Source organism: Synechocystis salina LEGE 00031 (assembly GCF_015207985.1).
GTDB lineage: Bacteria > Cyanobacteriota > Cyanobacteriia > Cyanobacteriales > Microcystaceae > Synechocystis > Synechocystis salina.
Genome location: NZ_JADEVV010000007.1, coordinates 34,415 through 58,263 on the forward strand (window position 1 = coordinate 34,415; position 23,849 = coordinate 58,263).

General features: G+C 47.6%; 20 protein-coding genes and 1 pseudogene. 9 read left to right on the forward strand and 12 right to left on the reverse strand.

The features are described from left to right. Positions 1-124 precede the first annotated feature (124 nt). The 4 genes from argB to IQ217_RS03700 all read left to right on the forward strand — a co-directional run bounded on the left by argB (position 125) and on the right by IQ217_RS03700 (position 3,625). Positions 125-1,018, forward strand: a complete 894-nt coding sequence (gene argB, locus IQ217_RS03685) for an acetylglutamate kinase (RefSeq protein ID WP_190596141.1) — start codon at positions 125-127, stop codon at positions 1,016-1,018. Between the two features lie 49 nt (positions 1,019-1,067). Then, positions 1,068-1,799: an urease accessory protein UreF gene (locus IQ217_RS03690; RefSeq protein WP_476718264.1), complete on the forward strand. Its 732-nt coding sequence runs from the start codon at positions 1,068-1,070 to the stop codon at positions 1,797-1,799. 144 nt (positions 1,800-1,943) lie between these two features. Then, positions 1,944-2,585, forward strand: coding sequence for a DUF3386 domain-containing protein (locus IQ217_RS03695; RefSeq protein WP_194018947.1), 642 nt, complete (start codon positions 1,944-1,946; stop codon positions 2,583-2,585). Between the two features lie 59 nt (positions 2,586-2,644). Further along, entirely contained in the window at positions 2,645-3,625 is a 981-nt protein-coding gene (locus tag IQ217_RS03700) for an ATP-binding cassette domain-containing protein (protein WP_194018993.1), read from the forward strand. 108 nt (positions 3,626-3,733) lie between these two features. Here IQ217_RS03700 and ftsH4 read toward each other — a convergent pair whose 3' ends face one another. From ftsH4 to surE, 4 genes are all read right to left on the reverse strand, one after another. Continuing rightward, entirely contained in the window at positions 3,734-5,620 is a 1,887-nt protein-coding gene (ftsH4, locus tag IQ217_RS03705; protein WP_194018948.1) for an ATP-dependent zinc metalloprotease FtsH4, read from the reverse strand. Positions 5,621-5,751: 131 nt separating this feature from the next. Next, positions 5,752-6,789 carry a hydrogenase expression/formation protein HypE gene (gene hypE, locus IQ217_RS03710; protein ID WP_194018949.1) on the reverse strand — a complete coding sequence of 346 codons (1,038 nt, stop codon included), beginning with the start codon at positions 6,787-6,789 and terminating at the stop codon, positions 5,752-5,754. A gap of 44 nt (positions 6,790-6,833) precedes the next feature. Beyond that, positions 6,834-7,475, reverse strand: coding sequence for a Uma2 family endonuclease (locus tag IQ217_RS03715; protein WP_194018950.1), 642 nt, complete (start codon positions 7,473-7,475; stop codon positions 6,834-6,836). Between the two features lie 240 nt (positions 7,476-7,715). Then, complete coding sequence (surE, locus tag IQ217_RS03720; RefSeq protein ID WP_194018951.1) at positions 7,716-8,393, reverse strand: 5'/3'-nucleotidase SurE; 678 nt, start codon at positions 8,391-8,393, stop codon at positions 7,716-7,718. 129 nt (positions 8,394-8,522) lie between these two features. On the opposite strand from surE, the gene def reads away from it, so the two are divergent. The 3 genes from def to lysS all read left to right on the forward strand — a co-directional run bounded on the left by def (position 8,523) and on the right by lysS (position 11,087). Further along, positions 8,523-9,086 carry a peptide deformylase gene (gene def / locus IQ217_RS03725; RefSeq protein ID WP_194018952.1) on the forward strand — a complete coding sequence of 188 codons (564 nt, stop codon included), beginning with the start codon at positions 8,523-8,525 and terminating at the stop codon, positions 9,084-9,086. A gap of 217 nt (positions 9,087-9,303) precedes the next feature. Then, the gene (locus IQ217_RS03730; protein ID WP_194018953.1) at positions 9,304-9,501 is read left to right on the forward strand and encodes a hypothetical protein; all 198 of its coding nucleotides are present in this window, start codon (positions 9,304-9,306) and stop codon (positions 9,499-9,501) included. Between the two features lie 53 nt (positions 9,502-9,554). Beyond that, complete coding sequence (lysS, locus tag IQ217_RS03735; protein ID WP_194018954.1) at positions 9,555-11,087, forward strand: lysine--tRNA ligase; 1,533 nt, start codon at positions 9,555-9,557, stop codon at positions 11,085-11,087. A gap of 67 nt (positions 11,088-11,154) precedes the next feature. Here lysS and IQ217_RS03740 read toward each other — a convergent pair whose 3' ends face one another. Then, positions 11,155-12,111 carry a glycosyltransferase gene (locus tag IQ217_RS03740; RefSeq protein ID WP_194018955.1) on the reverse strand — a complete coding sequence of 319 codons (957 nt, stop codon included), beginning with the start codon at positions 12,109-12,111 and terminating at the stop codon, positions 11,155-11,157. A 209-nt stretch (positions 12,112-12,320) separates the two neighbouring features. After that, the gene (locus tag IQ217_RS03745) at positions 12,321-13,229 is read right to left on the reverse strand and encodes an FkbM family methyltransferase (RefSeq protein WP_194018956.1); all 909 of its coding nucleotides are present in this window, start codon (positions 13,227-13,229) and stop codon (positions 12,321-12,323) included. A 164-nt stretch (positions 13,230-13,393) separates the two neighbouring features. On the opposite strand from IQ217_RS03745, the gene IQ217_RS03750 reads away from it, so the two are divergent. Further along, a complete protein-coding gene (locus IQ217_RS03750; RefSeq protein WP_228023913.1) occupies positions 13,394-15,874 on the forward strand; it encodes a hypothetical protein in 2,481 nt (826 codons plus the stop codon). 53 nt (positions 15,875-15,927) lie between these two features. Here the strand turns inward: IQ217_RS03750 and IQ217_RS03755 are convergent, their stop codons facing one another. After that, positions 15,928-16,416: a nitrate reductase associated protein gene (locus IQ217_RS03755; RefSeq protein ID WP_194018958.1), complete on the reverse strand. Its 489-nt coding sequence runs from the start codon at positions 16,414-16,416 to the stop codon at positions 15,928-15,930. Between the two features lie 67 nt (positions 16,417-16,483). On the opposite strand from IQ217_RS03755, the gene IQ217_RS03760 reads away from it, so the two are divergent. Further along, the gene (locus tag IQ217_RS03760) at positions 16,484-16,924 is read left to right on the forward strand and encodes a DUF29 domain-containing protein (protein ID WP_228023914.1); all 441 of its coding nucleotides are present in this window, start codon (positions 16,484-16,486) and stop codon (positions 16,922-16,924) included. Between the two features lie 140 nt (positions 16,925-17,064). Here the strand turns inward: IQ217_RS03760 and IQ217_RS03765 are convergent, their stop codons facing one another. The 5 genes and pseudogenes from IQ217_RS03765 to ntrB form a co-directional block, all read right to left on the reverse strand. Then, positions 17,065-19,215, reverse strand: coding sequence for a molybdopterin oxidoreductase family protein (locus tag IQ217_RS03765; protein WP_194018960.1), 2,151 nt, complete (start codon positions 19,213-19,215; stop codon positions 17,065-17,067). 217 nt (positions 19,216-19,432) lie between these two features. Next, on the reverse strand, positions 19,433-19,702 hold the full coding sequence (locus IQ217_RS03770) for a DUF1830 domain-containing protein (protein ID WP_190596171.1): 270 nt from the start codon (positions 19,700-19,702) through the stop codon (positions 19,433-19,435). Between the two features lie 263 nt (positions 19,703-19,965). Then, positions 19,966-20,793 (reverse strand): annotated as a pseudogene (locus tag IQ217_RS03775) (nitrate ABC transporter ATP-binding protein); the annotation flags it as partial. A gap of 79 nt (positions 20,794-20,872) precedes the next feature. Beyond that, positions 20,873-22,885 carry a nitrate ABC transporter ATP-binding protein gene (locus IQ217_RS03780; RefSeq protein ID WP_194018961.1) on the reverse strand — a complete coding sequence of 671 codons (2,013 nt, stop codon included), beginning with the start codon at positions 22,883-22,885 and terminating at the stop codon, positions 20,873-20,875. Between the two features lie 73 nt (positions 22,886-22,958). Then, positions 22,959-23,786, reverse strand: coding sequence for a nitrate ABC transporter permease (gene ntrB / locus IQ217_RS03785; RefSeq protein WP_190596175.1), 828 nt, complete (start codon positions 23,784-23,786; stop codon positions 22,959-22,961). Positions 23,787-23,849: the final 63 nt, after the last annotated feature.

Here is a 23,849-nt window from a genome sequence, read left to right on the forward strand (position 1 = left end):
TTTCGCCCCTCCAAGGCAACTGTTAGCCCTGAACAGTTTTCACATTGCCTTTAGCATTTAAACTGACAGGCAGTTTTGCTCCCCGGAGCTAAAGCCCATCTCGACCATTCACCTAGCGATCGCCATGAGCAGTACCCAAGATTATATCGGCGAGGAAGCCGCCACCAGAGTCAAAATCCTTAGTGAAGCTTTGCCCTACATCCAACACTTTGCTGGCCGCACTGTGGTGGTCAAATATGGGGGAGCCGCCATGAAGGACAGCAACCTCAAAGACAAGGTGATCCGCGATATCGTCTTTATGGCCTCCGTTGGCATTCGCCCGGTGGTGGTCCATGGCGGAGGGCCAGAAATTAACACTTGGTTGGATAAGGTAGGCATTCAACCCCAATTTAAAGATGGATTAAGGGTCACCGATGCGGCCACCATGGATATTGTTGAAATGGTGCTGGTGGGTAGGGTTAACAAAGAATTGGTCAACTTAATTAACCAAGCCGGCGGCAAAGCGGTGGGACTTTGCGGCAAAGACGGCCAATTAATGACTGCCCGCACCATGACCAATAAAGACGTTGGTTTTGTGGGGGAAGTGAGTTCCGTTGATGCCCGGGTGGTGGAAACCTTGGTAAAAAGCGGTTACATCCCCGTCATTTCCAGTGTGGCGGCGGATGAATTCGGTCAAGCCCACAATATTAATGCTGATACCTGTGCTGGAGAATTGGCGGCGGCCCTAGGGGCAGAAAAATTAATCCTCCTCACCGATACCAGAGGTATTTTGCGAGATTATCAAGACCCCTCCACCCTAATCCACAAGTTAGATATTCAACAGGCGCGGGAATTGATTGGCTCCGGCATAGTGGCGGGGGGCATGATTCCCAAAGTCAACTGTTGTGTGCGATCCCTAGCCCAAGGGGTGAGAGCAGCCCATATCCTTGATGGCCGTTTGCCCCATGCCCTGTTGCTGGAAGTATTCACTGATTTGGGCATTGGTTCGATGATTGTGGCTTCGGGCTATGATCTTTGAGGCGGAAGAGATTTTTTCAACTCCTTCAACAATGGATTAAGCAATCATTTTGGCTGATAACTTTTTACCTTTGCTGTCAGGATCTGCCCAGTTAAAACTTTTGCAATTGGTCAGCCCGACCTTGCCGGTGGGAGCCTACAACTATTCTGAAGGCTTGGAATGGTTAATCGAACGGGGAAATATTACTAATGCTGATACCCTGGGGGCATGGATTACCCAAGAGTTAGGCCAGGGTTCCATTGCAGTGGACACAGCTATCATGGCTCGGGCCCATCGACTTACTGGCCAACTTGCCCCAACTGATGTTGTCCCCAACCCCACTGTTAAAAATTTATCTTATTGGAATCAATGGTTAACGGCCACTAGGGAGAGTCGAGAACTAAGAGAGCAGAGCTTGCAAATGGGAGGCTCCCTGCGAAAATTGTTGGTGGATTTAGACCCGGCTGTGCAGGCTTGGTTTGAGCCGATTCCCTCCACACAACCCTGTAACTATGCGATCGCCTTTGGAATAGGGGCCGCTTTTTGGGGCATTGATCTCCATCAGAGTGGGTTGGGCTATCTCCACAGTTGGGCTAATAACTTGATTTCAGCCGGGATAAGACTGATTCCGCTGGGACAAACGGCAGGTCAAAAACTGTTGTTGCATTTAACACCCACCATTTTGCATCAATGGCAGAGAATTTTATTACTGGGGGATGATGATCTGTACAGTTGCAGCTGGGGGTTGGCTCTGGCTAGCATGGGCCATGAAAGTCAATACACCAGACTATTCCGCAGTTAGGAGTAGATAAGTAATCGTCTATGCAAAGCATTGTGGGGTTGCAGGGAGAGTCATAGCCAATTAGACCCGGATATATCCCTTTGCACAAAGTACCGGCTCCTATGTAATGCTGGTTATAGCTTAATTAATCTCTTACCTCATCCTATGACTGCCACTGTTACTGCCCAAGAAGCTTTCCGAGCTGCCTATGAAAACCGCTACACCTGGGACGAAGATTTTCCCGGTTATCGAGCCCACCTCACCGTTACCCAAGGGGATGAACGCTACACAGGGGAAGTGGAAGTGAAGGCGGACTACACCGTTACCGTTACTGGTTTCAGCGACGGAACTGTGCAGGAAAGCGTTTATAACCAAATGCGAGACATTGTTACCCACCGTAAACAGGGAAATTTTGAAAAGTCCCATGGTAAGAATCAGTTTAGCTTTGGGGAAACCGATGCTTCCGGGGCGATCGCCATTGATGTGAAGGGAGATGCCATGGGATCGAACTATAAAATCCGGGGTACGGAAATTTGCCAGGTCAGTCGAGTGATGGGGCCTGTGGCTTTCACCATTAACACTGAAGAAAGTTTGGATACCGGCTCCGGCTACATTGCCGTTAAATATAACGCTATTTTCAAAGATCCTAAAACTGATACCCTCAAAGGTAAAAGGGACTTCACCGAAACCTATGTGGAACTAGGGGGTTATTATCTGCCCAGTCAACAGACCGTAGAGGCGATCGCCGCTGGTGGAGAAAAAACCTTTACCGATTTCAGCTTCACCAATTTAGAACTTTTGGCATAGGTGACAGCGCTTTGTCCAGGTTAGCAACTCCATTGGTATCAACGTCTGCCCCCACCATTGTGGTGGAAAATTTGAGCAAGGTTTATCCCATTGCCCTCAAATCCCCTGGTCTGAAGGGAACATTGCAACATTTTTGGCAGAGACGTTACCGCCAAATTCTTGCGGTGCAGGATATTTCCTTTACCATTCCCCCTGGGGCGATGGTGGGCTTCCTCGGTGCCAATGGAGCCGGCAAAACCACCACATTGAAAATGCTTACAGGGCTGATTAAGCCCTCCGGAGGAAAAGTGCGGGTGGCGGGCTTTGATCCCTTCCGTCGACAAACGGCTTTTTTACGGTGCACCAGTTTAGTGATGGGGCAAAAGCAACAATTAATCTGGGATTTACCTACCCTGGATTCCCTCCGCATCAATGGGGCAATTTACGAAATTCCTGACCAAATCTTTGAGCAACGGCTAGGGGAATTGAGCGAAATGCTCGATCTAACTACGGAATTGAAGCAACCGGTGCGGAAACTTTCCCTGGGGCAAAGGATGAAAGCGGAATTGTTGGCCGCTCTGCTCCACCATCCCACCGTTTTATTTTTGGATGAACCCACTTTGGGGCTGGATGTTAATGCCCAAGTGGCGGTGCGGCAGTTTTTACAGGAATACAACCAGCGTTACCAGGCCACCGTGTTACTGACCAGCCATTACATGGCAGACATCACCGCCCTTTGTGAGCGGGTGCTATTGATTCACCAGGGACAATTGATGTATGACGGTGATCTGGAAGCCCTGGTAGAAAGATTTTCCCCTTACCGGCAAGTGGCAGTGGAATTATCTACTCCCATAACTCTGGAAAAATTAGAGATCTATGGGGAAGTGGAGAGTGTGGAGGGTTTACTGGTGCGCTTTTTGCTCAAACGGGAAAGCCTAACTACGGCGATCGCCAAGCTGTTAGCAGAGTTGCCGGTATCAGATTTAAGTGTGTCTGACCCCCCCATCGAAGAAATCATTGGTCGTCTATTTTCCCAGGGTAATTTGGACAATAAACTTTGATCTTTAACCAGTGGTGAACTACTCCTCCCTGCTTGTAGCAGCAAATCTGCCGATGAGGAAGGATAGTGTTTGCTTGTAAAGGTTAAAGATGGCAAGCAAGAAAATTTTTTACACCGCTACGGTGGCGGGAGCTTGTACCTGGCCTAAAAACTGATTCAGTTCTTCCCCTTCGATGACCTCTTTTTCGAGGATTTTTTCGGCGATCGCCTCCAGTAAATCGCGATTATGGTCGAGAATTGCCAAAGCCTGGTTATGACCCTGCTCAACAATTTCTTTGACTTCTAGATCAATTTCCTTGGCAGTGTCATCACTGACCATACGCCGGGGATTGCCCATGCCCTGCCCCAGAAAATTATTTTGCTGACCCTTATCGTAGGCGAGGGGTCCCAAAACCTTGCTCATGCCGTAGGTGGTGACCATTTGCTCTGCTAAATCCGTGGCCCGTTGTAAATCATTGGCCGCGCCAGTGGTGATGCTGTCAAAAACAATTTCTTCGGCGGCCCTTCCCCCTAGCAGGGTGGCAATTTGATCCCGTAGTTCAGACTCGTTTAACAAAAAGCGGTCTTCTGTGGGCATTTGGAGGGTATAACCCAGGGCGGCCATCCCCCGGGGCACAATGGAAATTTTCGCCACCTGACCACCGCCGGGCATCACTGCCCCCACTAGCGCATGGCCCACTTCATGGTAGGCAACAATTTTTTTCTCCTTATCCGACAGCACCCGACTTTTCTTCTCCAAGCCGGCCACCACTCGTTCGATCGCCTCGCGGAAATCGGCTTCAGTAACGCTATTTTGCTTATTGCGGGCGGCTAGCAGTGCCGCTTCGTTGACTAAATTAGCCAAGTCAGCCCCGGCAAAACCAGGGGTACGGGTGGCAATATTTTTTAGCTCCACCTCGTTGTCTAATTTAATTTTCTTGGCATAAATTTCTAAAATTTTCAGCCTGCCTGCCAAATCTGGCCGGTCCACCAACACCTGGCGATCAAAACGCCCAGGACGGAGTAAAGCTGGGTCCAAAGTTTCTGGGCGGTTAGTGGCAGCTAACACAATCACCGTCGCCCCCGCCGCACTGAACCCATCCATTTCCGTCAGCAGTTGGTTCAGAGTCTGTTCCCGCTCATCGTTGCCCCCCATCAAACCACCGCTGGCTCGGGATTTACCAATGGCGTCCAATTCGTCAATAAAGACAATGCAAGGGGCTTGCTTTTTGGCTTGCTCAAATAAATCCCTTACCCGGGCGGCCCCTGCCCCCACAAAGAGTTCGACAAATTCAGAACCAGAAATGATAAAAAATGGCACCCCTGCTTCCCCCGCGGCGGCCTTAGCGAGCAGGGTTTTACCTGTGCCGGGAGGCCCCACTAGCAAGACACCCTTAGGAATTTTTGCCCCCAGGGCAGTGTAACGTTGGGGAAATTTGAGAAAATCCACCACTTCGCTCAGTTCTGTTTTGGCCTCTTCTACCCCGGCCACATCGTCAAAGGTAACTTTGGTGGAATCCCCTTCCACATAGACTTTTGCCTTACTTTTAGTAAAAGCCAAAGCCCCGCCGGGGGCACCATTATTATTACGGTTCAAGAAAAATGACCAGATACCAACAAAAATCAGCGGGGGAATGACCCAACTTAAAAGGGTGCCAAACCAAGAATTTTTTGCTGGGGGAGCGGCGGCAAATTCAATGCCCTTGGCTTCCAAGCGCTTGGGTAACTCCAGATCAAAAATAGGAGTGGTTCTTAAAATCTGTCCATCGGCCGCTTTTTCCTTGCCCTCATCCCCTAACTCCGGCTTAAGTTGGTAGCGAATCTCGTTTTGGCCCACATAAACACTGACAACTTTGTCCCCTTCCACCTGGTCAATGAAAAGACTGTAGGGTACTTGGGGGGGTTGGGAACCAAATAATGTTGGGGCAAGCAGGTTCACCAATAGGTAAATGGTGGCACCCCACAGCAAAACGCTAGCAAGGCGACGTTGCCATTGGGGTTGGGGTTTGATGGCCATGGGTTTGGAGGAGAGTAACTAAACAAAAAAAATCTGGCGATCTAGTCAATCGGCCTTTCCCCATCATATCCCTAACCCAAGGTGATATTTCTGCGCTATGGCTTTCAGCCTAGGGTTTGGGGGCTGGCAATCTAGCAAATACGGGGCAATTGTTCCCCACTGATCATGTCCAGTAAACGGGGGGCACCAATGCGACTCTCTAGGGTGACTAACCCCAAAGCCCGTGCACTTTTGCCTGTAACTGTACCGATCGCCGTGGCTTGGGGATGGAAAGTTTGCAAAATTTCTAGGGTTTTTTGCTCTGCTGTTGGGGGCACAATGGCTAAAAATCGTCCTTCATTGGCTACATAAAGGGGGTCAAAACCCAATAGTTCGCAGGCGGCCTGCACTTCTGTCTCCACCGGAATCAAATTTTCCCGCAAAGCCATGGTCACTCCCGCGGTTTGGGCAATTTCATTCGCCGCACTGGCCAGCCCCCCCCTGGTCAAGTCCCGCAGACAATGGATCGGTATTCCTGTTGACAATAAAGCTTCCACTTGCCGATGAACCGGGGCTGAATCACTCTCAATGGTGGTTTCAAATTCCAATCCTTGACGCACCGCCATAATGGCCATGCCGTGGCGACCCAAATCCCCACTGATAATTAGGCGATCGCCCACCTGTACCTGATTGGGATGGATAGTTTGTTGATGGTCAAGGGAACCAATGCCACTAGTGTTGATGAAAATGCCGTCCCCCTTACCCCGGTCCACCACTTTGGTATCGCCAGTAATAATTTCCACGCCACAATTTTTCGCCGCTTGCCCCAGGGATTGGGCTATCCGCCAGAGGGTTTCCATCGACAATCCTTCTTCCAGGATAAAACCAACGCTAATGTAACGGGGAGTAGCGCCGGCCATGGCCAGGTCATTAACAGTGCCGTGGACTGCCAAAGAACCAATATCACCTCCGGGGAAAAAGAGGGGATTAATCACGTAGGAATCGGTGGTGAAGGCCCAGGATCCAGGGTTAACCGTAAACACCGCCGCGTCATGGCTGCCTGTTTCGGAAGCGCCAAAGGCCGGTAGAAAAATTTGCTTGAGTAATTGTTGGCTCAACTTACCGCCCCCACCGTGGGCCAACAGCACCTGGGGATAACGTTCAAGGGGAATAGGGCAGGCTAAGTTCACTAGAAGTTAATCTCTTTATGGGAGGGAAAATCACGGCCAAGAACTTAAATTTCCTCAGGATCAACGCCCAATTCCTTTAGTTTGGCCGCCAGGCGATCGGCCCGTTGTTTTTCCTTAGCCATTTCTTGATTAAACTCCACCGTAGTCAGGAACTTGCGGCCGTCAGGATAATAAATTTCTAGGGTATCGGGGGTAAGTAGAAAACGAATGCCCAGGAGGGGGCTAGTCCAATCTTCTATGGTCTCAATCATCTCTAATCCGTTTTCTCCCCGCTGCAATCCAGTTAATTCGTTGTCATCAGGGTCATAAACGTAATACTCATTCACTCCGTAGCGTTCATAAAATTGTAATTTACGAATCATTTCCTTGGCACGATTACCGGGAGAGAGGATTTCAAAGACTACCTGGGGAGCAGTATTATCTTCCTCCCATTGCCGATAGGAGCCTCGTTTTCCCTTGGGTCGCCCTAAGGTCACCATGGCATCGGGGGCCACACGAATTTCAGGATGCCCTTCCACCGGATACCAGAGTAAATCCCCCGCCACAAAAATGTTGGCATCTTGGCCAAAAAGACATTCCAGATTTTCCTTGAGTAAAACAATCCATTGAAACTGTTCTGTATTATCCGCCATGGGTTGGCCGTCGCTGTCGGGATAAATAATGGTGCGATGGGGAGCTATAACCATTTGCTTAAGTTTCCTAAAACGGGCAACTTCCCCTGTATTTTACTCAGAAATCCCTAGGAGCCGCGTTTGGCGATTTACCCAGAATGTGTTTCAAGAATCCCCCTGACCCCTAATTCAAAGGGGATAACCCCAGAGTAGCCTAGAGCTTTAGGGCAAAAATTTAAGGGGCTGGGCACAACCTACTAAACCAGTTCCCATCTAAATACGTTGACCATTTTCTCGATATTGGGACTGACCCAATCAAATTTTGAGCTGGGTGATGGCAATGTTGCCGGAAAAGCAAACGTCAATGTCGGATCCAGGTTGTCGTGGTCGCTGGCTGTATTCTCCCCGGTAAAAGAAATTTGACCCTTCTATGGTGAAGGCTACGGGCAGAGGATCTCGACTGGGTTCACAAAAAATCAATTCCGGTTCCGGATCGCCGCTTTGCCAATGGGGTAGGTTAACGTTCCAAAAATGTTGGGGGGGTAAATCCTCTTGCCAAAGGGTATTAAAAACAGCATTGGCCCAGTGGGAAGCCCAGACCCAATCAATGGTGCGGGGTTTGTTAATCCAATGGGAAATGGCGATCGCCTTGTGGCCAAGGATCGCGGCCTCCCGTACCGCCGCCACTGTGCCGGAGAGATAGGAGTCGATGCCCATATTGCCCCCCGCATTAATGCCCGCAATGACCCAGTCCACTTCTGGATAAAAATGAACCACCCCTAAACGGGTACAGTCCGCCGGAGTGCCGTCCACTGCGTAACGGTCTTTGCCCCTCTGCTCCACGGCGATCGCCTGGTCTGTGGTCACCTTATGGCCACAGCCGGAATGTTGATTTTTGGGGGCTACCCACACACCCCGTTTACCAAGGGCTTCGTAGAGAGCTTCAATACCAGGGGCATCAATGCCATCGTCATTGGTGAGCAAAAAATTCATAGGATAAAGCACTAATCAAACTGGCAAAGCTAAACAAGCCCTTTAAACCATAGCGAAAATTGTCCAGGCCGTGATTTTGTTAAGATGTAGTCTGAGACCCCATTGTTGAGATAGGCCCGTAGAACGTCCATGACTGCCACCCTCCTCGTTGAAAAGCAAAAAGTTGATCGTCCCCCTTTGGAACTCCATTACCTGGGAGATAAGGTGCTCCGACAACCGGCCAAGCGCATTGCCAAGGTAGATGACAGCATCCGCAAATTGGCCAAGGAGATGTTGCAGACCATGTACAGTGCTAACGGCATTGGTTTAGCTGCGCCCCAAGTGGGGGTTAACAAACAATTATTGGTGGTGGATTGTGAACAGGATAAGCCTGATGAACCGCCCCTAATTATGATCAATCCCCAGATTACCCGCACTAGCGAAGAACTTTGTGTAGTGGAAGAGGGTTGTCTGAGTGTGCCCAATGTTTATATGGATGTTACCCGACCCAGGGCGATCGAAGTGACCTACAAGGATGAGCATGGCCGCCCCCAAAAACGCCTTTTTGCTGAGCTAACCGCTAGGGTAATTCAACACGAAATGGACCACCTCAATGGTGTTATGTTTGTGGACCGGGTGGACAATCCCCTGGCTTTGGCGGAATCTTTGAAGAAAGAAGGTTTTTCCATGCAGGCCGTCAAGCCCATGGCCTAGCCTGGCCCTGTAAACATAGCCTAATGGACTCCATTTTGTCTGGGGGTCTATTTTTTCAGGTCTCCGTAACTTTAGATAGGGAGGGAAGCCGATGGGGATTTGCCCTCTTTCCAGACCTCTGACCGCTGCGTAGAGGGGAAATTTAAGACCTTTCCGACAACCCCTTAACGGTAAACTGGACTGTTGACTGTTCATTCGTCCCGGAGGTTGATTTTCTGTGACTCCTAAAAGTGGTATTCTTTTGCTCCTTTCCTGTGTGTCGGCGATCGCCGCTGTGGGCTGCGTATTTGAACTGTCATCGGGGCAACCGGAATTAGGCAGTGCCACTACCACGGCCATTTTGCTGGGTAGCATTCCCCTGACGGCCATCTTCTTTTGGATTGCGGTGCAGGACACTAGGGCCAACATGAAATAACCAACAAATAATTCAAAAGTATTTAATTTCTAATTTTTCCCGTTTGCGTCACCATGGCCGATTCCCATTCCCACTCCAGCCTCGAAGAAATCCGTGCCACCCGCCTAGAAAAAGCGGCACAATTACGACAACTCGGCCTTAATCCCTACGCCTATACCTGGGATGCTACCCACCAAGCAAAGGAACTTCAAGCAGCCTATCAAGACCTGGCCAATGGTGAAGAAGTAGACCTCAAAGTGGCGATCGCCGGTCGAATTTTAGCGCGGCGGGTCATGGGAAAATTGGCCTTTTTTACCCTCCAGGATGAAAGCGGTACTATCCAACTTTATTTGGAAAAGCAACGGCTGACGGAACACATGCCGGAGTTGGAAAACGCTTTTAATTTGCTGAAGAAAATTACCGATGTGGGGGATATTTTAGGGGTGACGGGTACCCTGAAGCGTACGGAAAAAGGGGAATTATCGGTTTATGTGCAAACCTATGCCGTACTCACTAAATCCCTATTGCCCCTACCGGACAAATGGCACGGTTTAACCGATACGGAAAAGCGTTATCGCCAACGTTACGTGGATTTAATTGTTAACCCCACCGTACGGCAGACTTTCCGCCGTCGGGCCCAGATTACCGCCGCCATCCGCCGTTACTTAGATGAACAGGGCTTTATTGAAATTGAAACTCCAGTCTTGCAAGGGGAATCGGGCGGCGCAGAAGCAAGACCCTTCATCACCCACCACAACACCCTGGATATGCCCCTGTATCTCCGCATTGCCACGGAATTACATCTGAAAAGACTGGTAGTAGGGGGCTTTGAAAAGGTTTTTGAACTGGGTCGTATTTTTCGCAACGAAGGGATTTCCACCAGGCATAATCCTGAATTTACTTCCATCGAAGTCTATCAAGCCTATGTGGATTACAACGAGATGATGGCTTTAACGGAAGCCCTCGTTACCACCGCCGCCCAATCGGTACTAGGCACACTGAAAATTACCTACCAAGGGGAAGAAATCGACCTCACCCCTCCCTGGAAACGCATCACTATGCACGACGCAGTGAAGTTAGCAACGGGGGTAGATTTTAGTCAATTCACTGACCTAGAAACGGCGAAAACGGCCGCCGCCGGAGCAGGCATTGGCGTGCCAGAAGATTGTCCTTCCCTGGGGCATTTGTTAAATCAGGCCTTTGAGCAAAAAGTGGAAGGAACGTTAATGCAACCAACTTTCATTACCGATTTTCCAGTGGAAATTTCCCCCTTGGCCAAACCCCATCGCAGTAAGCCAGGACTGGTGGAACGGTTTGAGCTCTTTGTTTACGGTCGGGAATTGGCCAACAGCTTTTCTGAGTTGACAGATCCCATTGATCAACGTCAACGCTTGGAAGCTCAGGCGGCCAAAAAAGCGGCAGGGGATTTAGAAGCCCACAGCGTTGATGAAGATTTTCTCACTGCTTTGGAATATGGTATGCCTCCCACCGGTGGTTTGGGCATTGGCATCGATCGCCTGGTGATGTTGCTAACGGATTCCCCCAGCATTCGGGATGTCATTGCTTTCCCGTTATTGAAAAATCAGGAAGCCAGCGCCGAGGGTTGATCTCTGGCCAACGCAATTTTTTTCCTCGGGGCTAATGGCTGAGGTGATTTGGTTAACTAATTGGCCCCTAGATTTCCTTAATTTCCACCCTGGGAATTCTGAGATAGGCCATGCGCTTCAGTTCCCGCCGTCCTCGGGCAACGGAATCTAAAATTAAGCCGCAGGTAAAAAATACAAAGCCTAGGGACATCAGAGAAGCGGCAATGATCAGAGTGGGAAATCGAGGCACTTGCCCCGTTTCTAGATAAGTCCACAACACCGGTAACATTAAGGCGATCGCCGCTCCGGAAAATAGGGCAAAGAAAACACCAAAAAACAAGAACGGTCTGGTTTCCTTCATCAACAAAAATGAGGTGCCCAAAACCCGAAAACCATCACTAATAGTGTTTAACTTGCTTTCAGAACCAGAAGGGCGGGATTGGTACAACACCGGCTCCTCAGCGAAGGGCAACCGTAACTCCAGGGTATGAATGGTTAATTCCGTTTCAATTTCAAAGCCGTTAGAAATGGCCGGAAAGCACTTGACGAAGCGACGGGAAAAAATTCTGTAGCCCGATAACATATCGTCCAGCCGGGCTCCAAATTGTAACTCCACAATGCCCTTAAGGAACTGATTGCCACTGCGATGACCAAAACGGTAGGCTTCCTTATCCTTAAATTCCGATCGCCTGGCCCCCACCACCATATCCAATTGCTCATTAATCAGGCGATCGACTAGGCGACCCACCGCGCCGGCTTCGTAGGTATTGTCTCCATCCACCAAAATGTAGATATCCGCTTCAATATCGGCGAACATGCGGCGGATCACATTGCCTTTGCCCGGTTGTTTTTCGTAACGGACAATGGCCCCTGCTTGCTGGGCGACGGTGGCGGTGTCATCGGTGGAACAATTGTCATAAACGTAGACAGCGGCATGGGGCAACTGCTGGCGAAAATCAGTCACAACCTGAGCGATGGTCAACGCTTCATTACGGCAAGGAACTAGCACCGCCAAACGATAGGCACTGGAAAAGGAGGTTGACACCGTTAATTTAGCTAAAATTTTGGTAAAAATGGGCTGAGAGAACGTCGCAGAGTGCCAATTTTCCCCAACCCGGACAATTTAGGGTATTGATTAAGGCCTGCTGAGGCGGTTCTCAGAACTGGGGCTAATTCTATCTGGCCGGTTGTCCCTCCGCAAGTTTGCCCCGCATACAAAGGATATGGACCCCACGTCTTGCCGAGATGCCATCATCACGCCGGACTAGCGAAAAGGGTATGGCCATCGCTGTCGCAACGGTAACCCAGGCCTTCCAACAGCGGTCGAACTCCTAATAGGGCTGATTTTTTGGTTTTCACATCGGCATGGATATCAATGCAAAGATAGGGGCGGCAGGTTTTCAAGGTTTCCATGGCCCCCTGGAGGGCGTACAGTTCAAAGCCTTCAATATCAATTTTGATCGCCTTGGGACGGAGATTATTTTCCTTGGCAAATTTATCAATGGTGGTGATTTCCACCTCATAGGTGGCATAGTTATCCAAGCTCGGCTCCACGTCCTTAGCTAGGGTAGATGTGTCCGCCGCCCAGGAAAAACGGTTATCGGTGCTGTATTCAATGAATTCCGCTTCTCCCGTTTCGTCGGCGATCGCCAGGGGAAGTACCGTGATCTGGTTCAGGTGATTACCCCCAATAATTTGCTCCAGGCTATGGCGGGTTTGACGAGCCGGTTCAAAGGCATAAATATGCCCCGTACTACCCACAATTTCAGCTAAAGGAATACTAATTACCCCATAGGCTGCCCCCACGTCGAAAAACACATCCCCCGGCCGTAGATGCTGCCCCAACCAATGGACGCAGTGACTTTCTATGCAATAGGTGAAACTAAACTCCTGGGAAGTTTCCAAACAATGGGCATAGGCCCGTAAAATTTCCACCGGTACCCTGAGGGGGACTCCGTTGATTTCACAGCTTAGGATAGTCTGGGGTTGGGCTTGGGCCACAACTTCCACCAAAGCACGGCTGTAGTCCAGATGGAGGTGGTCAAAGGATTTTTGCAAACCGGCAATTAAATCGTTGGTGTCGGCAATGGCTTTGATCATGGCCGCTTCCTGCTCATCTAGGCCAAAAAGCTTGCGACGTAATTGTTTGAAAAATTTTTGCATAGGGGCGTTTCCCAAAAAATCCGATGGTTTATCCTCAGGTTGGCTAACATTCTCCCACAAAAATCAGCCCCATCTAGGGCCAGCTAAAAAATGCAATCCCCTGTGATATTATGTGGCGTTATTGGTCGCCCCAAATACCCCCAACTGAGTCATTCTTGGATCTAATGCTAATTCCTGTAATCGGCTTTGGTTTAGCTGTTATTTTATTGATTGGATTTTTTTTGCTCTATCAAGAAGTTGGCATTTTTAAAAACTTAAAATTCCTTATTATTCAGAAAAATAATCCCTTTTTTATCCTGGCTTTATTATGCCTTGTTTTAGGACTAGCCTTGGGATTAGTAGGCTATTGGGGCATCTTAGAACCGAAGCTCAGTGCGGCCGATTTGCAAGCTTTAAGACGTAACTTAGTTATTCTCAGCCTATTACTTTTCGGAGTAACTTTTCGTCAGTATTTGCTTAATTGGATCAAGCCCGTTACCACCATGGCAATTTGGCGAAAAATTGGCACTTTTAACTATAGAAATCGCATTGCCATTCTCACTTATATTTTGTTCGGCCTGATTGCTTTGGCTTGGATGGCCCCCATGGCATCGGCAAAGATAATTTTTTCCATTAACGACCACACTTCCCATATTGGTTACATTGTCCAAGGCAGAATGGCCCTAGAGGAAGGACAATTTCCCCTGCGGGTGGCCCCCCTAGAAAATTTTGGTTTCCGCTATCCTGGTTTTCAATTTTATAGTCAACTGCCCTATTTTTTTGGAGCAATAATTTACAAGTTTTTGACTCCCACCAATCCCTACACTGCCTATAAAATTTTGCTTTGGTCTGCTCTCTGGTTAGGGGGGATTTTCATTTATCGTCTGGGGTTTTTCTTCACCCGTTCCCAAATTGCTGCCATTTTGGGGGGAGTGGCCTATATGTCTGCCCCCTACTTTCTCAATAATGTCCATGCTAGGGGAGCCTTCACCGAGGCGATCGCCCAGGGAATTTTAGCCATCGTTTTATTTTACGTTATTCAAACTTTTTATTATCCCCATTATCGCCATTTAATTTTGGGGGCTATAGCCTGGTGTGCCCTGGGATTAACCCACATTATTACCTTTGTTTACACGACTATTTTCATTGCTTTATTGGGCGGTATTTTCTTAGTCAAAAATAAGCCAAGCCATTGGCAACAGGGAACTATTTACATTAGCTTAAGTTACATCTGGGCCTGGTTGCTGGCGCTGTACTTTTTAGCTCCTGTGGCTTTGGAATCTAGTAGTTTGGCCATTCGTCGTCAAATTCAAGCCATTAATCCTTTCAACACCACTGATATCACCCCGATCGCCAATTTACTAGCCCCGGACTCCCTCCCCCATCAACCAACGGAACTGGGGATTGCTCCCACCTATGGCTTCCATCCCGCTGTCGGTTGGATTCTTCTAGCTGGTTTTGGTACGGTAATTTACTTTGTTTTTGCTGGTAAATCCTTACCCCGACGCCTATGGCGATCGCAACCCTGGCTGACTCCTCTACTGAGCGTATTTATACTAGCTCTATTTCTCACTTGGAGTCCCATTAACATTTGGAATCTTTTACCGAGACAGTTGTGGGTCACCCAATTTACTTTCCGTTTTTTGACCCATGTGATGTGGTCTGGCGCACTGTTAACTACATTGGCCATTATGCTAATTTTCCGAGAAAGATTACGCAGTCGCCATTTAATTTTAGGAATATTAATTATTGTGATTGCCAGCCGTCCTTGGTTACCCATTCCCCGGGGCACAGTGACGGTGGAAGAGTTATTACAAGATCCCCTCTTTCGTTATTCCGGCGCTTTGGATTATCTCTATCGCTTGCCCAACAAATCCGTTCCCGTGAGCACAAAATCCCAACCAGCGGTGGAAAAAATATATGGAAAAGCTGAGTTGCAACTACTTCATCCCGACTGGATTCCTGGTTATCTTTCCTGGGATGTGTTTATTAATGGCCCCCTACCCATTGACGTAGATATTCCCTATCCTGCCTGGCCAGAAACAGAAAAACCCACTCTCGTTTTACAGGGTAAGGTTCCCATGGATAAAATTAAAAACCAAGCTAATTTGATCATTTTTATTGATCAACAGCCCCTAACTTCCATTCCGTTGACCCAGGAAGAATTAAAAGTAAAAATTCCTTTCGCTGACGTTAAATTGGCTGGCAATGCCTTTGAGTTAAAATTTATTGTCGATGGGGAAACCACAGATGGGAATCCTCTCTATATCAGAATGGACCATCTATACTTTGATGATTTTTCCGCCGAAAATACCCTTCTACCTGTCCATGCAACTAAGGAAATGTGTAACCAAAAGGGAGTTGTGACTAACTGCGAAGTTGAAATGACCGCAGAAGCTGGCATAGTGCAGTTGCCTATTCTGTACTATCCTGCAATGCAACAAGTTGTAGTAGACAATCAACCGACGGCAGGATTTTTTACTAATTATCGAGACTTTAATTTACTCAGCCTTAATTTAAGTCCGGGCAAACACCAAATCCAAGTCAAATTCACCGGCCTAATCTGGGCCAACTTGATCAGTTTTCTTGCTTGGTTAGCATTAATCACTATGGCGATCGCCTTGAAATTTTATCCACGCAAATCGGAGCAAGGAATTTACAAGTAAATAGGTAACTCAATACGCACTAGTTGATCTTAACTAACTTAATGAGAAGCAAATTAACTAATTGTAACTTTTTCTTGACTTGGCATAAGACCAAACTCTTTGATTGCCGGTAGGAAGTTACGATTTTCGTGCCCAGTTCTACTTAGTTTAATCAGCGCAAATCTTTGTAAAGGAGTGAGACTTTGCCATTGACTCAGGGTTATGCTGGGAGATGCTAGAGAGGGTAACTTATTACCTAACTCCGTTAATATCTGAACTGGAATTTGATCAGCATTTAACCATTCGGGTAAGGCCGGGACTGACAATGTAGAAGCCGGCTGACCAGTTAATTCCGTCACCCAGTTTTGCAACTTTTCACCATATTGGCTAACTTCTGCCGGTGTTTTGCAGTTAGCTTCAGTTAAATACTGCCTTTGGTCCAAACTCAGTTGATGCCAATGACTTAATTTTAATTTAACGCCACAGGTGTCTAGTTTATAGCGGACAACCATGGGAATACAGCGCAGAGAATCGACAAAATCAGTTTCAAATTGAAAAAACATTGTTGTTGCAGTTAAATTAATTTAGCCTATAATGTTAGCATTTGATGTTGAGCAAGGATATAATTCGATGTCTTCCCCCAGTACTTATCACAGCGATTTTTATGCCTGGACAAAAGAACAAACTGAGATACTAAGTAACCAGCAATGGCATAAACTAGATGTTGAAAATTTGATCGAGGAAATAGAGAGTTTGGGGAGACAACAACGTCAGGAATTAAGAAGCCGTCTAGCAATTTTGCTTGGTCACCTCCTCAAATGGCAATATCAATCGGAACAAAGAAGTCGTAGTTGGCTGGCAACAATTCGGGTACAACGACGGGATATTTTAAAGTTGATTAAGGAAAATCCTAGCTTAAAAGCCCATTTATTAGAGACCATACTAGATGCCTATGACAATGGTAGAGATATAGCCATGGGAGAAACTAACTTGCCAGAAGAAATATTTCCCCAACAATGTCCATACGTTCCTGACCAAATTTTAAACTTAAATTTTTACCCCGATAACTGATCAATCTTTGAATTATAGTTGAAAAGCTAAATTTACTAGTTAATTTATCTTAGGTTAAAATGAAGTTGTGTAAAATTGCAAAATAAGGTACTCCACTGGAACACTTGACAGCAGATCATCTTGCAGCGGTTCGACCTCAACTAACGATAAATCGGTGTCACACTAACAGCACAGGCTTTCAGTTCCGGCTGTTTAGAAATGGGGCAAGCAATGGGATGGGTCAAACTATTAACCTCTGCGTTATTTTGCCATAAAAAGCCCCAGTGCATGGGCATAAAAACAGTGCCAGGGGCAATGGCCTTGGTAACTAAAACTTCTAGTTGAGCAGTGCCCCGCCGAGACTTAATCGCCACTAAATCCTGGCTTTTAATGCCCAATTTTTCTGCGTCCCTAGGATGCATTTCCAATATGGGTTTGGGATGCATTTTTTTGATTTTCTCAATGTGGCCAGTACGGGTTTGGGTGTGCCAATGACCATAAAGACGACCGTTGGTGAGGACAAAAGGATAGTCAGGATCGACCGGTTCAGCTAATCCTTGACTGTGGTCTAAGCAAAAGTTCGCCCGACCAGTTTCTGTGCAAAATTTATGGTCCGTGTATAGTCTTTTGGGACTTGAAACTTCCTTTTCATGCTCAGCACTAGGGCAGGGCCATTGTAGGGGGCCAAATCTTTCCAAAGCGCCGTAACTAATGCCCGATTGGTCGCACAATCTACCGGCGGTTAATTGCACATACTCTGAATGGACAGCCGCTGAATCGGAAAAGTTAAACTGCTCTTCAAAACCCAGTCTGCGCCCGACTTCAGCAAAAATTTCCCAGTCAGGTCTGGCTTCCCCTGGGGGAGAACGGAACGCACGAGAAAGGGTAACTCTCCGTTCTGAATTGGTCATCGTACCCGTTTTTTCGCTCCATTGAGCTGCTGGTAAGACTAAATGGGCATATGCCGCTGTTTCGGTGGGGAAATATGCATCCTGGTGGATCGTAAAGGTTGATTGCCGCAGGGCATTTTTAACCCTTTCTAAATCTGGCATACTGACAACTGGGTTGGTGGCCACAATCCACAGCAAGCCAACCTGTTGATTTTCCAGTGCCATAAACATTTCCCAGGCCGATAAACCGGGCTGAGCATCAATGCGGCCGAGGGGAATTTGCCAGAGTTGTTCCACTTCTTGGCGGTGTTGGGCATTTTGAATGGAACGATAACCAGGCAATAGATGGGATAGTCCCCCAGCTTCCCTACCCCCCATGGCGTTGGGTTGGCCAGTGAGGGAAAAAGGCCCACTGCCTGGTTTGCCAATCTGACCAGTAAGTAAATGGAGATTAATTAAACAACGACCTTTAGCGGTGCCTTGGGATGATTGATTCAGACCCATGGACCAAAGGGAAAGCACTGTTCTGGCATTGCCCCAATAGCGAGCAGCGGTTTCCAATTGTTCCAAACTAATACCACAAATTTGGGTAACTTTGTCCGGGGGATAATGGCTAATAACTTGACAATACTGCTCAAAATCTTGGGTATGATTATCAATGAATTTTTGGTCAATTAAATTCCACTTTTTTAGTAAATAAGCGATGCCATGGAGCAAAGAAATATCAGTGCCTGGATTGATCGCTAAATGCAAATCAGCCACTTCGGCGGTGGCAGTGCAACGGGGGTCCACTACAATTAATTTAACGTGGGGATTTTGTTTATGATGTTTGCGTAAACGATTAAAAATAATGGGATGGCAATCGGCGGTATTGGTGCCAATTAAAAAAGCGCAATCGGTTAATTCTAAATCTTCATAACAACAGGGAGGACCATCGGAACCAAAGCTCAAACCATAGGCTGAGACCGCTGAAGACATGCAAAGACGGGAGTTGGTGTCGAAATTATTAGTACCCAAACAACCTTTAAATAACTTCTGGGCGATATAGTAGTCCTCTGTTTGCATTTGCCCAGAGGCATACATGCACAAGCCACTCACACCCAAAGTCTGCTTAACTTGCTGAATTTTATCGACGATAATTTCCAGAGCCTTTTCCCAACTAATCCTTTGCAGAGGCTGGTCTAAACTTGACCGAAACATGGGGTAAAGTAAGCGTTGTTTATCCATCGACTCCATTACCGTGGCCCCTTTGACACAGACCATGCCTTGGCTAGAAGGATGTTGGCGATCGCCTCTTATTTTATAGCTATTGTGGGACTGAACCGCTGATTTCTGGGGACTAGCGACGGCTTCCAAGCCACAGCCAACCCCACAGTAAGGACAAAGGGTTCTGGTGGGGGGAAGAATGGCTAAAGCATCCATTAAAGTATCAACAGTTAATTGAGATAAATGTAAATAAAAATAGGTTTGAAGAGCCCCCAAAATTCCCCGTTTTTAGACTGGTTGCAGAGAACTCACCGCTGACGGCAGAAAAGTTCACAGTCTACCCACCCCAATCGGAGCTTGAGTGGGAAGGCCAAGAGGATAGATTAAAAGTTGGCCAAAGGCATCCAAGTTAGTCAAGCTTAACAGCTCTGCATCAGTGCACCAAAAGACGGTCGCAGGTAATGGAATCAACCAGCACTTGATCAGATTGGAAAATCTTAACAGTTAATTGATCCTGGGGCTGGGCCCAAAACAATAATTGTTCTCCAGGAAAAATTAGTTTTTCTTTTTTCCAGGTGCCATCAATAATTATTTGTTGTAACTTATTGCCACTATTGCGATAGTAACAAAGTTGATCATTGCCGTCTTTAGAAGTATGCACGGCCGGGGTGAGGGAGTTATTAGAGTCGTTGATGGTTGCCATTGTCTTAGATGCTAATTGTGAACCTTGGGCCTAAGCAGAGGAGCAATAAGCACTAGGTAAACTAGGTAAAACTTGAGATAATTTAGGCGGGTTAATTAGTTTTCGGAAGATTCCACTGCGGGAGTAGGTCCACCATTTCCTCTGGGACCAAAGGTTTGTACTAAGCCAATGCCCACCAAGGCGATCGCCGCCAGTCCTAGGGCTCCAGCCATAACCTTTTTGAACAACAAACCGGCATTGGGTTTATCTTCTTTGAGGTCATCGTCATCATCATGGGCATAGCGATGGTAAAGAAAATCCAGGGCATAATTCCGCAGTTGATAATATTTGGGATCATCGGTAATCTGACTGCGGTTACGGGGCCGGTCAAAGGGAATATCCAGGATTTCACCAATTTTAGCGGCGGGACCATTGGTCATCATCACTAGACGATCGGCTAGAAATAAGGCTTCGTCAATGTCGTGGGTAATCATCAACACAGTTAGATTATTTTCTCGCCAAATTTTTAATAATTCTTCCTGTAGTTCTTCTTTGGTGATAGCATCCAACGCCCCAAAGGGTTCATCTAAAATCAAAACCTCTGGAGAAATAGCTAAAGCTCTGGCGATCGCCACCCGTTGCTTCATCCCCCCGGAAATTTGACCAGGCTTCTTTTGGGCGGCTTCTGTCAAACCCACCATTTCAAGGTAGTGGCCAACCAATTCTTCTTTTTCTGTTTTGGATTTGTCTGGATAAACCGATTCCACCGCTAGGGAAACATTATCATAGGCAGATTTCCAAGGTAGTAAACAATAATTTTGGAAAACCATCATCCGGTCTGGACCAGGGGCAGTAATTAACTGATTTTTCAGCTTAACAGTGCCGCCCGTGGGTTGATTAAACCCAGAAACCATATTCAAAAGGGTAGATTTACCACAGCCTGAATGGCCAATTACACAAATAAATTCTCCCTGTTTGACCTCTAAATTAACCCCATCTAATACCGTATAGGATCCCTGGGCAGTGGGATAGACTTTACTAACATTTTCAATGGCTAAAAAAGCCGTTTTCTCTTGAGTTAGGGTAGGATCATTGACATTCATTGTTTGCATAGTCATAGGGTCAATAGTGGATAGTTAAAGATCAGTAAATCGTTAAAACAAAAATCACTGAAAATAATTAAGCAACGAACTATTTACTAGGGGAGTCCACTGGATCGATCATTATTTCTGCCACTCGAATATCCCGGTGGATGGTAAAGCGTTTGATGTAACCAACGGGATCATTGGGGGTGAAAACCATGCCATCAAACAAATTAACGTTATGGTGGTCTCCTTCCAAATCGGGCCAGCCCAATTGGCGGCAAGCTTCTCCAAACAAATCGGGACGCCGCACCCGCTCGATAATTTCTAGCCAATTTTTCGGAAAATCAATGTATCCCCAGCGGGCTAATTGGGTCAGAATCCAGAGCCCTTCACTACGGGAAGGATAGTTGGATTGTTGAACGTAGAATTGGTTAAATTGCAGCAACATTTCCGGCTCAGTCTCGTTACCTTTGTCATAGGCGTCAATGAAGCCGGGGCTGATATATTCCGCTGCTACCCCCAGGTATTGGGGCTGGGCCAGATAATCGACTATTTCCCGACGATGACGGCGATCGTCGCAATATTCACAGGCTTCCAGCAGGGCTTTAACTAGGGCCAAATGGGTTGCAGGATATTTATTGACCCATTCTTCCCGCACCCCCAAAACTTTCTCAGGATGGCCATCCCAAATGTCCAAATCGGTGGCAATGACATAACCTAAATCTTCCTTAACTGCGTAGGAGTTCCACGGTTCCCCCACAGCAAAACCATCAATGTTTCCTGCTTTTAAATTGGCTACCATTTGGGGAGGCGGTAGGCGGATTAAATTAACATCCTGGTCAGGATCTATCCCCCCGGAAGCTAACCAATAGCGCAGTAAAAGATTCTGCATGGAAGCCGGATGAACCATACCCAAGGTGGATACTTGATCGGGAGTTTCTGTCAGTTTAGTCTTTAAATCTTCTAGGTTTTTAACCCCCGCTTCGGCAAACTTTTTCCCTAGGGTAATGGCATTACCGTTGCGCCCCATCACTAGGGCGGTGATCATTGGTAGAGGGGTTTTTCCCCCCATACCTAGGGTGAGGGCCAGGGGCATACCGGCCACCATGGGGGCACCATCTAGGCGTCTTTCCCGAATACCGTCGGCGATCGCCTGCCAACTAGGTTCCTTCACCAGGTTAACCTGATCTAATCCATGCTTTTGGAAGAAACCTTTTTCTTTGGCAATTACCAACGGTGCACAATCGCTCAGAGCAATGAAACCCAAATTGAGGTTGATTTTTTCCAAACCATTGCCACTCATGGCTCCGGCAAACTGACTGACGGCCCCAACCTTTTTGGCCCGTTTTTGTTGATTGAGGAAATAGACGATTTCCCCCCGCAGGGCGTAGTAACTGGGATGGTTGACCACTTCCAAGCGGTGACGGGGCCGGGGAATGGGCACCTCTAAAACTTGGCCAATGTGAGCTTCGGGCCCCGTGGTTAACATCACCACCCGGTCTGACAATAACAGGGCTTCATCCACGTCATGGGTCACCATAATGCAGGTCACGCCGCTTTCCTGGACAATTTCCATGAGCCGCTCTTGCAAATTTCCCCGGGTCAAGGCATCCAAGGCCCCAAAGGGTTCATCCAGCAGTAGGACTTTTGGTCGAGTAGCCAAGGCCCTGGCGATCGCCACCCGCTGTTTCATGCCCCCGGACAGTTCCCCTGGCCGTTTATGGGCCGCCCGTTGCAACCCCACTAGGGCAATGTTGTCGTCAATAATTTTTTCTTGTTCTGGCTTGGGCAAATTCCGCAGCACTCGATTCACGGCCAGGGCGATATTTTGCCGCACCGTCAACCAGGGCAACAGGGAATAATTTTGAAAAACCACCATCCGTTCAGGACCAGGCTCAGTGATTTCTTTCCCCTCCATGATGACCCCGCCAAACGTAGGCTTATCTAGCCCAGAGATCATGTTCAAAAGGGTAGATTTGCCGCAACCAGAGTGACCAATCAAGGAAATAAATTCCCCCTGATTAATTTTCAGCTCAATGTTTTTGAGGGCAATGTAACGTCCCCCGTCGGGGAGGAGAAAAATACGATCAACATGATCAATTTCAATAAAGGGCATCATAGTTAGTCCGGGGGTGACAAATCAAAAATGGAGAAGTAATACCTAGGGAAAATGGCCGGCCTATGGATGTTGGTTATTTTTGCTCCGCCGGTACCACCAAACTTTCCAGAAAAGCGATAAAACGATCTAGCAATAAACCGACAATGCCCACATAAATTAAGGCAATAATGATTTCACTGATCAGGGAACTGTTATAGGCATCCCAGATAAAAAAGCCAATACCCACACCACCAATCAGCATTTCTGCAGCGACGATCGCCAGCCAGGAAAGACCGATGCCAATGCGTAGGCCAGTGAAGATATAGGGCACTGCCGCCGGAAATAGAATATTGAAAAAATATTGGCTTTTAGAAAGCTTTAGAACCCGGGAAACATTGCGGTAATCCTGGGGCACTTGCTGGGCCCCCACCGTGGTGTTGATGACAATGGGCCAAATTGCCGTAATAAAAATGACGAAAATGGCTGAAGGTTCCGCCTCCTGCAAAGCCGCCAAGGCAATGGGCAACCAAGCCAAGGGGGGAATAGTCCTTAAGACCTGAAAAATTGGGTCTAGGGCATCGTACATAAATTTGCTACTGCCAATTAAAATGCCCAGGGCAATGCCCACCACCGCCGCCGCACTAAAGCCCACGGCCACCCTGGTTAGACTGGCAAAAATTTGGATACCCAAACCTTTATCGGTGCCGCCATTATCAAAAAAGGGATTGAGAATCAAGGGATAGGTCTGTTCCAGTACCTGCACGGGACTAGGTAAGTTAGAGCCTTCCCCGGAGCAAAGAATTTGCCAAACCACCAACAAAACGGCGATCGCCACGGCGGGACGGATAACTTTAGGGGCGTAGATGAAACTGAGGGGATTTTTTTTACGGCGGGGACGGAGCCCAGCGGTGGAACTAGCCATAATTTTTACCTGATAATGATGAAATGAACTGGAGTAATCAGAGCAAGGGAAAGATTAGCCCAG

Excerpts from the sequence above, each read along its gene's own strand:
- IQ217_RS03780 (WP_194018961.1), bottom strand. The coding sequence starts at position 22,885 with ATGATGCCCTTTATTGAAATTGATCATGTTGATCGTATTTTTCTCCTC.
- IQ217_RS03715 (WP_194018950.1), bottom strand. The coding sequence starts at position 7,475 with ATGGTTATAGCTCCCCATCGCACCATTATTTATCCCGACAGCGACGGC.
- surE (WP_194018951.1), bottom strand. The coding sequence starts at position 8,393 with ATGAATTTTTTGCTCACCAATGACGATGGCATTGATGCCCCTGGTATT.
- IQ217_RS03745 (WP_194018956.1), bottom strand. The coding sequence starts at position 13,229 with ATGCAAAAATTTTTCAAACAATTACGTCGCAAGCTTTTTGGCCTAGAT.
- IQ217_RS03770 (WP_190596171.1), bottom strand. The coding sequence starts at position 19,702 with ATGGCAACCATCAACGACTCTAATAACTCCCTCACCCCGGCCGTGCAT.
- ftsH4 (WP_194018948.1), bottom strand. The coding sequence starts at position 5,620 with ATGGCCATCAAACCCCAACCCCAATGGCAACGTCGCCTTGCTAGCGTT.
- lysS (WP_194018954.1), top strand. The coding sequence starts at position 9,555 with ATGGCCGATTCCCATTCCCACTCCAGCCTCGAAGAAATCCGTGCCACC.
- IQ217_RS03695 (WP_194018947.1), top strand. The coding sequence starts at position 1,944 with ATGACTGCCACTGTTACTGCCCAAGAAGCTTTCCGAGCTGCCTATGAA.
- def (WP_194018952.1), top strand. The coding sequence starts at position 8,523 with ATGACTGCCACCCTCCTCGTTGAAAAGCAAAAAGTTGATCGTCCCCCT.
- IQ217_RS03750 (WP_228023913.1), top strand. The coding sequence starts at position 13,394 with ATGCTAATTCCTGTAATCGGCTTTGGTTTAGCTGTTATTTTATTGATT.
- IQ217_RS03755 (WP_194018958.1), bottom strand. The coding sequence starts at position 16,416 with ATGTTTTTTCAATTTGAAACTGATTTTGTCGATTCTCTGCGCTGTATT.
- argB (WP_190596141.1), top strand. The coding sequence starts at position 125 with ATGAGCAGTACCCAAGATTATATCGGCGAGGAAGCCGCCACCAGAGTC.
- IQ217_RS03765 (WP_194018960.1), bottom strand. The coding sequence starts at position 19,215 with ATGGATGCTTTAGCCATTCTTCCCCCCACCAGAACCCTTTGTCCTTAC.
- IQ217_RS03760 (WP_228023914.1), top strand. The coding sequence starts at position 16,484 with ATGTCTTCCCCCAGTACTTATCACAGCGATTTTTATGCCTGGACAAAA.
- ntrB (WP_190596175.1), bottom strand. The coding sequence starts at position 23,786 with ATGGCTAGTTCCACCGCTGGGCTCCGTCCCCGCCGTAAAAAAAATCCC.